Annotated in this window: 15 protein-coding genes; 6 read left to right on the top strand and 9 right to left on the bottom strand. The window is 69.8% G+C overall.

Annotation, left to right across the window (positions count from 1 at the left end; translation table 11 throughout):
* Positions 1-33: 33 nt before the first annotated feature.
* Positions 34-918 (bottom strand): SDR family oxidoreductase, encoded by an 885-nt coding sequence (locus RAC69_RS05860; protein WP_375085834.1) that lies wholly within the window; start codon positions 916-918, stop codon positions 34-36.
* A 107-nt stretch (positions 919-1025) separates the two neighbouring features.
* On the bottom strand, positions 1026-1376 hold the full coding sequence (locus RAC69_RS05855) for an ATP-dependent DNA ligase (RefSeq protein WP_375085832.1): 351 nt from the start codon (positions 1374-1376) through the stop codon (positions 1026-1028).
* Positions 1377-1458: 82 nt separating this feature from the next.
* On the opposite strand from RAC69_RS05855, the gene RAC69_RS05850 reads away from it, so the two are divergent.
* From RAC69_RS05850 to RAC69_RS05840, 3 genes are all read left to right on the top strand, one after another.
* Positions 1459-1848, top strand: a complete 390-nt coding sequence (locus tag RAC69_RS05850) for a hypothetical protein (protein WP_375085830.1) — start codon at positions 1459-1461, stop codon at positions 1846-1848.
* Positions 1849-1880: 32 nt separating this feature from the next.
* Positions 1881-2402, top strand: a complete 522-nt coding sequence (locus RAC69_RS05845; protein WP_375085828.1) for an FHA domain-containing protein — start codon at positions 1881-1883, stop codon at positions 2400-2402.
* A 193-nt stretch (positions 2403-2595) separates the two neighbouring features.
* The gene (locus RAC69_RS05840) at positions 2596-3102 is read left to right on the top strand and encodes a CinA family protein (protein ID WP_375085826.1); all 507 of its coding nucleotides are present in this window, start codon (positions 2596-2598) and stop codon (positions 3100-3102) included.
* Positions 3103-3108: 6 nt separating this feature from the next.
* On the opposite strand, the gene RAC69_RS05835 is transcribed toward RAC69_RS05840, so the two are convergent.
* The 6 genes from RAC69_RS05835 to phnD form a co-directional block, all read right to left on the bottom strand.
* On the bottom strand, positions 3109-4197 hold the full coding sequence (locus RAC69_RS05835; RefSeq protein WP_375085825.1) for an alcohol dehydrogenase catalytic domain-containing protein: 1089 nt from the start codon (positions 4195-4197) through the stop codon (positions 3109-3111).
* A 10-nt stretch (positions 4198-4207) separates the two neighbouring features.
* Positions 4208-4948 (bottom strand): HAD family hydrolase, encoded by a 741-nt coding sequence (locus tag RAC69_RS05830; protein WP_375085823.1) that lies wholly within the window; start codon positions 4946-4948, stop codon positions 4208-4210.
* Entirely contained in the window at positions 4945-6084 is a 1140-nt protein-coding gene (locus RAC69_RS05825) for a TIGR03364 family FAD-dependent oxidoreductase (protein WP_375085821.1), read from the bottom strand. Before RAC69_RS05825 ends, RAC69_RS05830 begins: the two co-directional genes overlap by 4 nt.
* Positions 6081-7844 (bottom strand): phosphonate ABC transporter, permease protein PhnE, encoded by a 1764-nt coding sequence (phnE, locus tag RAC69_RS05820; RefSeq protein WP_375085819.1) that lies wholly within the window; start codon positions 7842-7844, stop codon positions 6081-6083. The genes RAC69_RS05825 and phnE overlap by 4 nt, the downstream gene beginning before the upstream one ends.
* On the bottom strand, positions 7841-8680 hold the full coding sequence (gene phnC / locus RAC69_RS05815; protein ID WP_375085818.1) for a phosphonate ABC transporter ATP-binding protein: 840 nt from the start codon (positions 8678-8680) through the stop codon (positions 7841-7843). The genes phnE and phnC overlap by 4 nt, the downstream gene beginning before the upstream one ends.
* 125 nt (positions 8681-8805) lie before the next feature.
* A complete protein-coding gene (gene phnD, locus RAC69_RS05810) occupies positions 8806-9732 on the bottom strand; it encodes a phosphate/phosphite/phosphonate ABC transporter substrate-binding protein (RefSeq protein ID WP_375085817.1) in 927 nt (308 codons plus the stop codon).
* 171 nt (positions 9733-9903) lie between these two features.
* On the opposite strand from phnD, the gene RAC69_RS05805 reads away from it, so the two are divergent.
* Positions 9904-10647, top strand: a complete 744-nt coding sequence (locus RAC69_RS05805; protein ID WP_375085815.1) for a GntR family transcriptional regulator — start codon at positions 9904-9906, stop codon at positions 10645-10647.
* Positions 10648-10884: 237 nt separating this feature from the next.
* Here the strand turns inward: RAC69_RS05805 and RAC69_RS05800 are convergent, their stop codons facing one another.
* The gene (locus tag RAC69_RS05800) at positions 10885-12096 is read right to left on the bottom strand and encodes a sensor histidine kinase (protein ID WP_375085813.1); all 1212 of its coding nucleotides are present in this window, start codon (positions 12094-12096) and stop codon (positions 10885-10887) included.
* A 225-nt stretch (positions 12097-12321) separates the two neighbouring features.
* Between RAC69_RS05800 and RAC69_RS05795 the strand changes: the two genes are divergently transcribed.
* Entirely contained in the window at positions 12322-12975 is a 654-nt protein-coding gene (locus tag RAC69_RS05795) for a response regulator transcription factor (RefSeq protein ID WP_341933547.1), read from the top strand.
* A gap of 11 nt (positions 12976-12986) precedes the next feature.
* A complete protein-coding gene (locus tag RAC69_RS05790) occupies positions 12987-13394 on the top strand; it encodes a VOC family protein (protein ID WP_375085811.1) in 408 nt (135 codons plus the stop codon).
* The last annotated feature ends 206 nt before the right edge of the window (positions 13395-13600 follow it).

The raw sequence follows: 13600 nt of genomic DNA, 5'->3' as shown, positions 1-13600 counted from the left end.
ACGGCGCCGTCCACCGTGGCCCGGGGGCCTGGGTCAGAGGTGCTTGCCTCCGGTGACGGGAAGCACGGCTCCCGATGTGTACGACGCGTCGCCCGATGCGAGGTACACGTAGGCGCCGGCGAGCTCGGCCGGCTGACCGGCGCGGCCGAGCGGGGTGTCGTCGCCGAACGTGTTGAGGCGCTCCTCGTCCCACCCGGTCGCCGGGATGAGCGGCGTCCAGATCGGGCCAGGCGCGACGGCGTTGACGCGGATGCCGCGTTCACCCGCCTCCTCGGCGAGCGCCTTCACGAACGCGACCTGCGCGGCCTTCGTCATGGCGTAGTCGATGAGACCGGGAGACGGCTGGTACGCCTGCACGGATGCCGTGACGATGATGCTCGATCCGGGCGCGAGGTCGGGGTAGGCGGCGCGGGCGGTGTACAGCATCCCGATCAGGTTCGTGTCGAACACGCGCCGCATGCGCTCGGTGCTGAGGCTGCCGAAGCTCTCGATGTCGTGCTGGTAGGCGGCGTTGAGCACGAGGATGTCGAGGCCGCCCAGAGCGCTCCTCGTGCGGTCGACGATCTCGGTCGCGAACGCCTCGTCGCGCACGTCGCCGGCGAGGCTCAGCCCCTGGCGGCCTTCCGCCCGCACGAGCGCGAGGGTGTCGTCGGCGTCCTGCTGCTCCTCGGGCATGTGCACGATCGCGACGTCGGCGCCCTCTCGCGCGTAGGCGATGGCGACGGCGCGGCCGATGCCGGAGTCGCCGCCGGTGATGAGCGCGCGCCGGCCGCCGAGGCGGCCATGGCCGATGTAGGTGTCCTCACCGTGGTCGGGGTCGGGGCGGGTGTGCTCGGTCAGTCCCGGCTGGTCCTGCTCCTGCCCGGGGAAGCCTTCTTCGCGGTGCTCGTTGCGGGGGTCGGTGGTGTTCTCGGCCATGGCGCTGTCGCTCCTCTCGATGGGTGTCCATCGAGAGTCTCGGCCGAGACCTGCAGGGGGCAGGGGGTTGACAACGCCCGCCCGCACCCTGGATCACGCGACGCAGATCAGGCAGGGGGCGCGGCGGCGACCTCTCCCGATGAACCGGGAACCCCGGGGCCGTCCTGCGGCTCGGGCACGAGGTAGAGGCCTCCCGGCGAGTTCGCGGTGAAGGCCAGCGCCTCGATCCACGCCCGGTTGATCGTCGGCTGGCGACTGCCGAAGTACTTGAAGACGAGGGAGCTGCCCGGCTGCATCCACACGGTCGTGCGTCCACCGCCGACGCTCGCGTCCTCGCGCCAGCTGAACGGGAACGGCTCGGCCCGACGCAGCTTCGCCGTGATCACGAGCTGCAGGTGCGTGAGCGCCCGGTCCTCGATCTCGCTCTTGACGCTGCCTTCGTAGATGAACTTTCCCATCCCGCCCTCTCCTGTCCGCATGGCACGGCCTCTCTCCACGATACGCCTGTCGCCACCGTGCGTTCCGGCGTACCGTGCCGGTATGGGACTGATCTATTACGACGGCACCGACAACCCGATCCACATCGAGGACCGCGCCCTGGCTCATCTCAAGGTCGTGATCGCGACCAAGCTCCGCCGCAACGAGAGCTTCACGCTCAGCTGGGCGCACCCGGATGGGCAGCCCCCTGGCCGCACCACGATCTGGCTGCATCCGTCGATCCCGTTGCGGTTCGTGTTCGACCACCCCGAGCCGGTCGAGCTGCGCGCGGACTGGATCGCGGCGATGGCGAACTCCGCGAACAGCAGCGGCGGCATCACGCTCCTCCACGAGGACCTCGTACCGGCGGCAGAGCTCACGGCCGCGGGCGGAGCGGCGGGAGACCACGCCGACGGAAGTCAACCCCCTGACAGCGACGGGCGCACCGCGTAGGGTCGAATTCTCGACCCGAGGAGGCCAAGACCATGAACGCACGGCACATCGACGACCGCTCCGACGAGGGCTACGCGCCCACCACCACGCACGCCGAGTTCGGCGCGGGGAACCCTCGCCTGCGCGTGACCCGCGACGACGAGCGGTCGGAGTTCGCGCTGGAGTCGGACGTCGTGCGCATCGGCTCGGCCGCCGACGCCGACCTGCGCCTCGCCGACGCCGACCCCGTGCACGCGACCATCACCCACGACGACCGTGACGAGTACGTGCTCGAGCTGCACGGCGAGGGCGAGATGAACTCGAACCCGGATGCCGACGCGACCCACCCCGGCGAGCGCAGCCAGACCCTGCGCACCGGCGCCCGCTTCACGGTGGGCCCGTGGACCCTGGTGTATGCGCGCGACGAGTTCGCCGATCACGGGCGCCCGTACGGCGGACGCCTCGGCGGAGAGTACTCCGACCAGCCGCTGCAGCCGCCGCGCCCCGACTACTCCGACGAGGCGACCATCGAGTCCGATGCCCAGACGCACGAGGACTCCGCCGACCAGGTCTGACCTCTCGACGGTGACGTTGTCAATCCCCACTCGCCCGCCGGGACGGCGCCTCTAACGTCGGGATCACGCCTCGAGCGCATCAGCGCCCGGGGCGCGATCGACCGAGGAGGAGCAGGACCATGACCACCGTGCGAGACATCACGACACCCGAGGCCCGTGTCACCGGGGCCCGCCGCACCGAGGGCTTCGCGCAGTGAGCGCGGTCGACGAGGCGCTGCAGCGACTGGGCGAGCTCGCCGCCGAACGAGGACTCCGCGTCGCGGTGGTCGAATCCCTCACCTCCGGGCGCCTGGCCAGCACAGTCGGTGCCGCGGAAGGGGCGGGCGACTGGTTCGCGGGCGGTGTCGTCGCGTACCTCACCGACGTCAAGGAGCGGGTGCTGGGCCTGACCCCCGGCACCGATCCCGTCTCGGCGACCTGCGCGGAGCAGCTCGCCGTGGGCGCGAGACAGCTGTTCGACGCCGACCTCAGCATCTCGACGACGGGGGTCGGCGGGCCGGGGCCCGACGGCGGGCACCCGGCCGGCACCGTCTTTCTCGGCTGGGCGACGCCGGAGGGCATCGGACATCGGATGCTGGCGCTCACCGGCGAGCCGGAGGAGATCCTCGACGAGACGGTCGAGACCGCCGTGCGTCTGCTCGCCTTCCACGCCGAGGGTCTTCGCGCGGCAGGACCGCGTCGCGGAGCCGCCGTCGAGTGAGCCGTGTCAGCGCCCGGGGACGAGGCCGATACGCAGCGGAGCCCCCGGTCCCGATGCCGCGGCGAGCGCCTCATCGACTCCGGTGAGCGGACGCACCTCGCCCACGGCGTCCGCGAAGGGATAGGCGCGCCCGCGTCCGGCCAGGAAGGCGACGGCCTCGACGAGGTCGTCGCCGGTGTAGTTGTGCACACCGGCGACGGTGACGAGCCGGCGCACGATGCTCTCGGCGTCGAACGCCACGGGGTCGGCGGGGAAGACGCTGCCGACCAGCACGACCGTGCCTCCCGTCGCGACTCCGGCGAGCGCGTCGACGACGGCATGCCCCCACGCCTCGATCACGACCTCGGGCTCACTCTCCAGACGCGTGGCGCCGAAGCGTGCGGCGAGCGCTCGACGCGCAGGGTTCGGATCGAGCACCTCGACGACGGCTCCCTGCTCGACCGCGATCGCCGCGGCGGTCAGTCCGACGAGACCCGCGCCGTGGATGCGCACCGCCGCGCCGTCGAGGTCGTGGTCGCGGGCGGCCCTCGCCACCGCCGCCCAGGCCGTCGCGGTGGCGCACGATGCGGGCGCGAGCACCGACGCCGGCAGCGACTCCGGCGCACGGACGATCGCCGTGCCGCCGCGCACCTGCACGTGGCTCGCGAAGCCGCCGGTGAGATCGCCGTGCACGCCGACGCGGTCGTGACCGTACTTGGTGAGCGTGCGGCACTTCTGCGTGAGGCCGCGCGCGCAGCGGTCGCACGCGCCGCACGAGACGGTCACCGACCACACGACGCGGTCGCCGATGCGCAGCGGGGCCCCGTCGACCGTGGTCGCTCCGGAGTCGCCGGTCGCGATCACGCGGCCGACGCTCTCGTGCCCGAGCACGAGCGGCACCGGCGCGGAACGGCGCCCCTGCACGGTGTGCACGTCGGAGCCGCAGATGGTCGAGAGCTCGACGGCGACGAGCACGTCGTCGTCGCCGAGGGCCACGCCGGGCACGGCGATGGTCTCGTGCGGGTGCCCCTCGCCGATCCAGACCATGGCCGTGGCGGCAGGTCGGAGCGCGATGTCGCGGCGATGGCCGGGAGGACGGATCAGCAGCGTGCCCATGTCGTCCCCCTCACGGGGTGGCGGTGACGGCGCCGAGGAGACCGTGCTCGGCGAGCGATCCGCGCAGAGCCGTGACGTCGGACAGCACGGCATCCGCCCCGGCGGCGGTCAGCGCCCGCACGTCGTGGGCACCGGTGAGCACGCCGGCGACGAAGCCCGCGCCGGCTCGGCGTCCGGACTGGACGTCGCTGACCGTGTCGCCCGCGACGGCGACGGCGGCGACCGAGGAGGTCCCCGTGCGCAGCAGGGCCGTGAGCACGAGGTCGGGCGCGGGACGCCCCCTGCCCGCATCCACCGGGGAGAGGGCGAGGTCGACCAGTCCGCGCCAGCCGAGACCGTCGATCAGCGCGTCGCGGGTGACGGGCGCGAAGCCGGTCGTCAGCGCGACCGCCAGGCCGGCATCCTTGAGGCCCTGGATCGCATCGGCCGCGCCCGCGATCGGGGTGACGCCCTGCTCGGCCACGATCTCGGCGTACGCCTCCTCGAACGCGGCGGTCGCGCGGTGGGCGGCTGCCACGTCACCGTCGGCGAGATAGGTGAAGACGTCGATCTTCGACTGCCCCATGGTGTCGCGCACATATGCGAGAGCGTCGTCCCACGGCATCCGGTCGGCGACGCCGGTGCGCTCGGCCGCGCGCTGGAACGCGCTCTCGACGACGCCGTCGTCGCGCACCGTGGTGCCGGCCATGTCGAGCACGACGACTTCGACGGGCACGGCCTCGGGTGTCGGGGATTCGAACGGAGCGGTCATGGTGTTCCTTCCATCGCTGGTGCCCACCCGAAGGCGGCGGTGAGATTCTCTTCGGCGAGCCCCAGCCCCGTCGTCATGCCGATTCCCGTCGTCGCGGCGAGCACGAGCACCCCCTCGGTGCTCGTGTCGACGAGGAAGTCGCCCGGTGCCTTCGCGTAGACCCCCTGCCACCGCTCGAGCACGCGGGGAGCCGGCATCTCGAACAGCTCCTCCGCCTCGGCCAGGAAGGCGGTGAACGCCGCCTCCGGCTGGAAGGGAGCCGGCGCGGTGGCCGTGGCGTGCGAGTCGCCGAGGATGAGCGTGCCGTCCGGCAGCTGCGTGTACATCTGGTTGAGGTCGAGGGCGGCGAGCTCGGGGCGCTCGGAGTGCAGACGGTCGCGCAGCACGGCCGCGGCCGGCCCCTCGGCGAAGCGCCCGTACCGGACCAGCGACCAGCCCGTCAGCAGCGGTGCGACGAGCGGGCGGTCGAGATGGACGGCCGCGCGCATCATGTCGAGGGCGCAGCGTTCGACGCCGTGGCTCTCGGCGACCTCGGGGAGCAGCTGGTCGATGTCGTGATTGGCGGCGACCACGATCGCGTCCGCCGCGATCGCGCCCCGCGTCGTCCTGACCTCGCCGGCCGACAGGCCGGTCGCTGCGGTGCGGAAGCGGAAGTCCACTCCCGACGCGGCGAGGTGGTGCACGATCGCCGGAGCGGCCGCCCGCGGGTCGGTCTGCAGGTCCGTCTCGATGTGCGCACCGCCGACGAGACCCCCGGCTCGGAGCGGGGCGAGCCGACGCAGCTCGTCGGCATCCAGCATCCGGATGCCGCCATCCTCCGCCGCGTTCTCGAGCACCGCCATCTCGTCGCTGTGCCGTGCGGCGACGAGCGTGCCCGACTCCCGCAGCCAGAAACCGGCGTCGCGGGCGAGGCGCAGCCAGAGCTCGCGCGATGCGTCGGCGTAGCGGCGGGCCTCTCCGGACTGCGCGCCGATGCAGAGGTGGCCGAAGTTGCGGATCGTCGCGCCGACCGGAGCGTCGCTGCGGTCGACGACGATCACGCGGAGTCCGCGCCGGACCGCGGCGTACGCGGCGCCGAGACCGACGATGCCCGATCCGATCACGAGCAGGTCGGCCGTGTCGTGAGCGCCGGTCATCGGAACACCTTCCGCATCCACATCGCGAGCCCTTCGACGACGAGCACCGTGACGAGGATCATGAGCACGATGGCCGTGACGGTCTCGTAGCGCGACCCCTGACTCGCGTTGAGCAGGTAGTAGCCCACTCCCCCGCCGCCGACGATGCCGAGGATGGTCGCCGCACGGATGTTCGTGTCGAGCATGTAGAAGCTGTGCCCGATCAGAGCCTGCATCCCCTGCGGGACGGTCGCCGAGGCATAGGTCTGCAGTCGCGTGGCTCCGACGGCGCGCAGCGCCCGCTCTGGTCCGCCGTCGACCTCCTCGAACGAGTCGGCGATGAGCTTGCCGAGCAGCCCGATGCCTCCGATCGCGAGGGCGATCACACCGGCCTGCGCACCGAGCCCCGTGATGACGACGAGCACGATCGCGAGGATGAGCTCGGGGATGCCGCGGATGCCGACGAGCAGCAGACGAGCCGCACCGCGGATGCCGGAGCTCGGCGCCACATTGCGCGCGGCGAGAGAGCCGAGCAGCAGCGAGGGGAGGAGCGTGAGCACGGTCGCCGCGAGCGCGATCGCCACGGTGTCGCGCATCGCGAGGAGCATGGCGGATGCGTCGTAGCTGCCGAAGGACGGCGGCCAGAACCTCGCGGCGACGTCGGGCAGCTTCGCCCAGAACGTGAAGAGGTCCATCCAGGTGATCTGACTGACCACGACGCTGCCGACGATGACGAGCACCGCGACGACCATGCCGGCGGTGTTGCGTGCGCGCTCGGCGGTCCACGGTCGGCGCACCGCGGTCTGCGGCGAGGCGGCCCACGCCGGTCGTGCGGGGACGGGCGCCACGGCATCCGCATCCCGCAGCCGCGGGTGGATGATGCGGTCGATCCATGAGCGGGTGTGCTTCCGGTTGCCGAGCATCGCGCCGCGCACCATGCTCGACACGATCTCCATGACGATGCAGAGCACGAAGATCACGAGCGCGATGCCGAGACCCTTGCCGTAGTTGAGGGCTTTGAACGCGTAGGACATCTCGAGTCCCAGCCCCGCGACGCCCACGTAACCGAGCACGACGCTTCCCCGCAGGTTGATGTCGTTGCGGTGCAGTACGGTGGCGACCCAGCTCGGCAGGACCTGCGGCAGGATGCCGGCGACGAACTCCTGCATCCTCGATCCGCCGGCCGCGCGGATCGCGAGGCGCGGCCCCTCGTCGATCTGCTCGATCGCATCGGCGAACATCTTCGAGATCATGCCGATCGAGTGGATACCGATGGCGAGGATGCCCGGGAGCGTGCCGAGCGAGAACATGAGCACGAACGCCATCGCGAGCACCACGTCTGGCAGGGCGCGGGTGAGCACGCCCACGAAGCGCGCGGCGGCGCGCCACCCTGTACCCGGGGTCGTGTTGGAGGCCGCCAGGTAGGCGATCGGCACCGACAGCACAGCGGCGAGCAGCGTTCCGACGAGCACGAGGCCGACGGTGAGGGCGATGAGCCAGACGAGGTCGCCGAACTCCGGGAACGACAGACTGCCGACGCGGGCCATGAAGTTCTCGGCGTTGCCCCAGCTCTGCACCATCGCGGGGATCGAGATGCCCACCTCGTTCACCGCGAGGATGCCGAGCACGACCAGTGCGATCAGGGTGAGGCCGGCCGCGATGCGCTCGGGCGAGACGGGGCGGCGCGGGGCGCGGTCGGCGATGCCCCGGTTCCCGGCACCGCTCGCGGTGTTCGAACCCTCCCGCGTCGCTGAGCCTGCCGACGGACCGGCGATCGTCATGGCGTCGTCACCCTCTCCGCGGGCGTGAGCGCCGCATCCGCGAGCTCGTCCTGCACGGCGCGCAGCTCGGCGGTGGTCGTCGCGACCCTGCCGTAGATCTCCATGACCTCCGCCTTCGTGAGCGCGGTGGTCGGGGTGTCGAGCACGATCTCGCCGTGCCGCAGGCCGACGATGCGGTCGGCCCACGAGATCGCCAGGTCGACCTGGTGCAGGCTGCAGACGACGGTGAGGCCCTCGTCGGCGGCGATCTGGCGGATCAGCGCCATGACCTGCTCGCTGGACTCAGGATCGAGCGAGGCGACGGGCTCGTCTGCAAGCAGGATGTCGGGCTTCTGCATGAGCGCCCGAGCGATCGCGACGCGCTGCTGCTGTCCGCCCGAGAGCGTGTCGCTGCGCTGGTAGGCGCGGTCGAGCAGTCCCACGCGGTCGAGGTGCTCGAGGGCGCGCAGCTTCGATGCCCTCGAATACCCCCACAGCCCGAGCCGCGGGCCGCGCACCGTCGAGAGCGAGCCGGTGAGCACGTTCTCGAGCACGGTGAGCGAGGGCACGAGCTCGAACTGCTGGAAGATGAACCCGACGCGGCGGCGCAGTGCGCGCAGCGCTGCGCCGCTGAGCGAGGGGACCGCTGCGCCCAGCACCTCGACCGTCCCCGAGGTGGGGATCTCGAGGCCGTCGAGGTGGCGGAGCAGGGTCGACTTGCCCGAACCCGACAGGCCGAGCAGCACGACGATCTCGCCGCGCGCGACCTGCAGCGAGGCGCCGCGCAGGGCCGTGGTCGAGCCGAAGGTCTTCGTCACGCCGTCGAGGCGGATCAGGGCATCGGATGCCGTGTTCATGACTGTTCTCCTGAGTCGGGTCGTCGAGATCGTCGAGCGGGCGGAGTCCGCCGGCCCGTCGAGCGAGCGGAGCGAGACGACACGCGGTGGCCTGACCGCGCCCGCGTCGCCTCGATCAGGCCGGGTCAGCCCTGGCACTGCTCCGCTTCGGTCTCGGTGCAGATGTCGCGGATGAGGTCGTAGTACGCGTCGTCGACCGGCTTGGTGGCGTAGAAGACGCTGCGGAACGAGTCGGTGTCCGCTCCGTCGATCCCGGCGGCGATGATGTCGTCGATGGTGATCTCGCCGAGTCCGCCGATGAGCTTCTGGGAGACGTCGTCGGGCAGCGTCGAGGAGTAGACGAGCGGAGCGCCGGGGACCATGGTCTCGTCGACGACCTTCACGGCATCCGACTTCTCGACCTCGGAGTCCTCCGCGAAGCCGACCTCGCACTCGACGCCCTCGCCGACCTTCTGCACGCTCACGTCGTGCTTGCCCGCGAAGACGGGCGTGATGTCGGTCTTCGGGTCGATGCCCGCCTCGAGCAGGTTGTACGAGGGGAACAGGTAGCCCGACGTCGACGACGGGTCGACGAAGCAGACCTTCTCGCCCGAGAAGTCCTCGATGCTCGAGATGTCGCTGTCGGCGGGGACGATGGCCTGCGAGTAGTAGCCCGGCTCCTGCCCCTCCTCGGTCACGATGGACGAGATCGGGGTGAGCTTCGCGCCGTTGTTCGTGGCGGTGACGTAGGTGAAGCCCGAGAACGATGCGACGTCGACCTTGCCGGCGACGGCCGCTTCAATCAGCGCGGCGTAGTCGGTCGACTCGTGGTATTCGACGGTCTTGCCGGTGATCTCGGCGATGTAGTCCATGAGGGGCTGGTAGTTCGTCTCGGTGTCGACCGAGTCGGGCACGACGCCGAAGACGAGCGTGTTCTCGTCGACCGCGAACCCGCTGCCCGCCTGCGCGGAGTCGGCGTCGGTTCCGGTCGCCTCGGCGGCGCCGGAACACCCGGCGAGGCCGAGCGCGAGGACCGCCGCACCGGCGAGAACGGAGAGAGCGCGAAGCTTCATGAGGACCTTTCAGAGGTGGGAGGGAGTGATCCACGAGCAACTCTGACAGGGCGGATGCCGAGGTATGTACCTAACTCAGAAGAGTTCAGAGGTCGTTCACCGACCATTTCCCCGGATGAACTCCCACGGAACAGCACCTCAGCGCGCGGTCTGGTCAAGTAGTATGCCTATGTGGCTGAAGCTGTGTACACCCAGATCGCCGATGAGCTGAGGGAGCAGATCGTCTCCGGCGCCCTCCGCCCCGGAGACGACGTGCCGACCGAGGCAGAGCTCGCCGAGAGGTGGCGCACGTCTCGCGGACCGATCCGCAACGCGCTGGCCCGCCTGCGCACCGAGGGGCTGATCGAGACCGGCCGCGGACGACCGGCGCGCGTGGTCGCCGTCAAAGCCAATCAGGCGGTCGACGTGTCGGTGCCGTTCACGCGCTGGGCGCGCGACCTGGGCGTGACGCCCGGGGCGGAGACGCAGGAGCTCAGTCTCCGGCGCGCGGGTGAGCGCGCCGAGCTGCTCGGCGTCGCGCCCGACGACACGATCGTCAGCGTCGTACGACTGAGGCTGCTGGATGGACGTCCGACCATGCTCGAGCGTCTCTTCTATACGGAGGTCCCTGGTCGACGCCTGTTCGAGGTCGACACCGACGAGGTCTCGATCACGGAGTACCTGGCGTCGATCGGGCATCCCATCGTCGGCTTGGAGCACCAGATCGACGCGGTGGCGGCCGATGCTCAGGATGCTGCGCTGCTGCGCGTCGCGCAGGGAACGCCGATCCTGCGGCTCAGCCGGATCTCGCGGGACGCTGACGGGCGGATCTTCGAAGCATCGGAAGACAGGTATCTGAGCGAAGTCGTGCGTTTCACCGTGGCTGCGTCCGGCATCTCGACCGATGGGCATTACATGCGCGCGGTCGGCGGCTGACGCGGGAGTTCCGGGGCGACGGGCTTCTCGTTAAGAAGCTGATCGCGAGCGCGATGGGGATCAGATTCCAAGGATCGCGCTCGCGATCACAGCGCTGGGGATGCGCTATTTCTGGGGTATTACCAAGGTAAGCGGCAGGATGCACCATGGAACACCGTCGAACGTCGAGATCTTGCTTAGACTTTCGTCTAGTTCTCAGACGGAGTTGTTCCCGAGGGGCGGCTCGTTCCTGCGACTCTACCTGGTGCGCGGTGGATTCGGTGGAGCCGGTGCGGGCTCCTCCGATGCGCGCACGGCCTGACGTGCGATGGGCAGGCGCGCGGCGACGACCCATCGGCCGTCGACCTCGCCCGCGTCGAACTCGCCGCTGGCGCCGAGTACTCGCTCGGCCATGCGTCCGATCCCCGTGCGGCTCGATGACAGCTCGCGGCGAGGGGTGGCCGAGAGGGGGCTGCTGATGGTGAGCGCGGCGGACTCATCTGTGACGTCGAGAAGGATCTCGATCTCGCCCTGGCCCGCGTACTTGAGCGCGTTGGTGGCGGACTCGCGCATGATGCGCGCGAAGATGATCTCCGCTGCGCGCGGGATGCGTTCGTCTGCGGGGTCTCCGCCGAGGCGCACGGAGTGACCGGCGGATTCCAGTTCCTCTTTCGCCTCGGTGATCGAGGCCGCGAGGTCGCCCGCGGGCATGCCCGACGAGCGCGGTCCGTCGTCTGCGAGGTCGATGACGAAGCGGAGGTCGGTCATCGCCTTGCGCGCGGCGATGCGGATCGCCTCCTGGGACGACTCGCTCGCCTTGTCGTCGTCGAGCATCTGCACATGCAAAGACACCACCGTGAGGTGGTGCGCGATGCTGTCGTGGAGCTCGCCGGCGATCCAACGCCGCTCGGCGAGCACTGCCTGACGTTCTTGTTCGGCCTTCTCGGCCAGTTCGATCTCGAGCTTGCGCCCTCGGGCGAAAGCCAGGCGCAGTGCGTAACCGACCGCGCCGGAGACGGCAGCCCCGATGAGGAAGATGCCGACGCTGATGTTGGCCGGGCCTTCTGAATCCGCCGTCACGACGATTGCGGTCGCAACGAGGAAGAGCCCGGCATAGGAGAAGATCAGGGCGTTCCACCCCAGACGCATGATCAGTCCCGCCGCGAAGGCGGCGGCGATCAGGACCTGGGACTCACTGCCCGTGAGGAACGAGAGCGCGAACACGAGTGCGAGCGCGCATGTCGCATAGAGAGGCGACCAGAGATACAAGGCGAGCGACAGTGTCGTGGCGACTCCGATTGCGGCGACGAACGGGTCCACCCCCGGAGGGACGAAGTACCCGATCACATCGACGGTCAGGATCGTCACGAGGATCGCGAGAACGAAGAAGCGTTCTACCGCGATCAGCTTCTCACCCCGTCCGAGTCGTAGCGCGCGTGTTCCGCGGTCCCTTCTCGGACGATAAGCCATGCTTCAGTATCTCCTATTCGCCAGGTAGATTAGCGAGTAAAGCCAAAGAACTTACCAACACCCTGCCAGAAAGTCATAGTTGTTCACCTCCAAAGTTGGTCTTTTGTGAAGTCGTGAACTCATCTTCTCGGGGTTCGAAACGGCGCACATCTGTCTTTCGGCTAGAGCTCGCTAGCCAAACGTCTAGTTCTTCGCTCTACGGCGCGCCGCAGGTAGGCTCTCTTCATGCCGGAAATCCGCGTTGTGATCGTCGATGACGACCCCCTGGTGCGCTCTGCGCTCTCCCACTTCGTGTCGCGCGACCCCGAGATCACTGTGATCGCCGAGGCCGAGACCGGCGTCGAAGGTATTGCGACGGTGGAACGGGAGAAACCGGACGTCGTGATGATGGACGTCCAGATGCCGGAGATGGACGGCATCGAGGCGACGTCTGTGATCGCGGAGCGCTGGCCGGAGGTGCGGGTGCTCGCCGTGACGACGCTCGATGGCAGTGACACCGTTCTGCCGATGCTGAGTGCGGGGGCGTCCGGGTACATGCTGAAGGATTCGAGTGCGGCCAGCATCGTCGCTGCGGTGCGCGAGGTGTACAGCGGTGCCAGTTCGCTGTCGCCGCGGATCGCGTCGCTGCTGATCAAGCACGTGCGCGATACGGAGCCGGCGCGCGGCGACGGCACGCTCGAGGAGTTGACGGAGCGTGAGCGTGAGGTGCTGGAGCGGCTGGCACAGGGCATGTCGAATGCGGAGATCGCGCGCTCGCTGATCGTGTCTGAAGGCACGGTGAAGGCGCATCTGGGCCGCATCATGTCGAAGTGGCACGTGCGCGATCGCGTGCAGATCCTCGTGACCGCCGCTCAGGCGGGTCTCGTCGAGTTCCGCTGAGGCCGCGCGGGGTGGCTGGGTTCCATCACGTCGAACTGTGGGTCGCTGATCTGGCAGAGGCTCGCGCCGAGTGGGGATGGCTGCTGGAGCGCGTGGGCTTCGAGCGCGTGAGCTCGTGGCCCGAGGGCGAGTCGTGGGAGGCGGGTAGCGCATATCTGACGCTGACCACGTCTCCGAATCTGTCCGGTGCGCAGCATGACCGTCGGGCACCGGGCGTGAATCATGTCGCGTTCTCGGTCGACGACGGGTCCGAGGTCGATGCGGTCATGGTCGATGCGTCCGCGCACGGATGGCGTCCGCTGTATCAGGAGCGCTATCCGCATGCGGGCGGCCCCGACCACTACGCCGGCTGGCTGGCGAACAGCGCCGGGTTCAAGGCCGAGATCGTTGCGACGAGGGCGACTCCCGCCGACGGCTGATCGCGGTCGGTGCTCCTCCGACAGTCGCGGTCGCAGTCACAGCGGCAGTCACGCTCGCGGTCCCGCTCGCGGTCCGGCTCGCGCCGCAGGTCACCGGTCGTGTCACGTCGAGGTGGCGTCGATGACGTCGGGGGTGTTGCCACTCACCCCGTGCGTGGCCACCCGTCATCGACGCCGGTGAGACCTCGGCCGGTCCTGATCGAGAG

Origin of the sequence: Microbacterium sp. LS_15 (genome assembly GCF_041954735.1) — a bacterium.
Lineage (GTDB): Bacteria > Actinomycetota > Actinomycetes > Actinomycetales > Microbacteriaceae > Microbacterium.
Note: the sequence above shows the minus strand (reverse complement) of the source record. Positions and strands in the feature narration are given on the sequence as shown.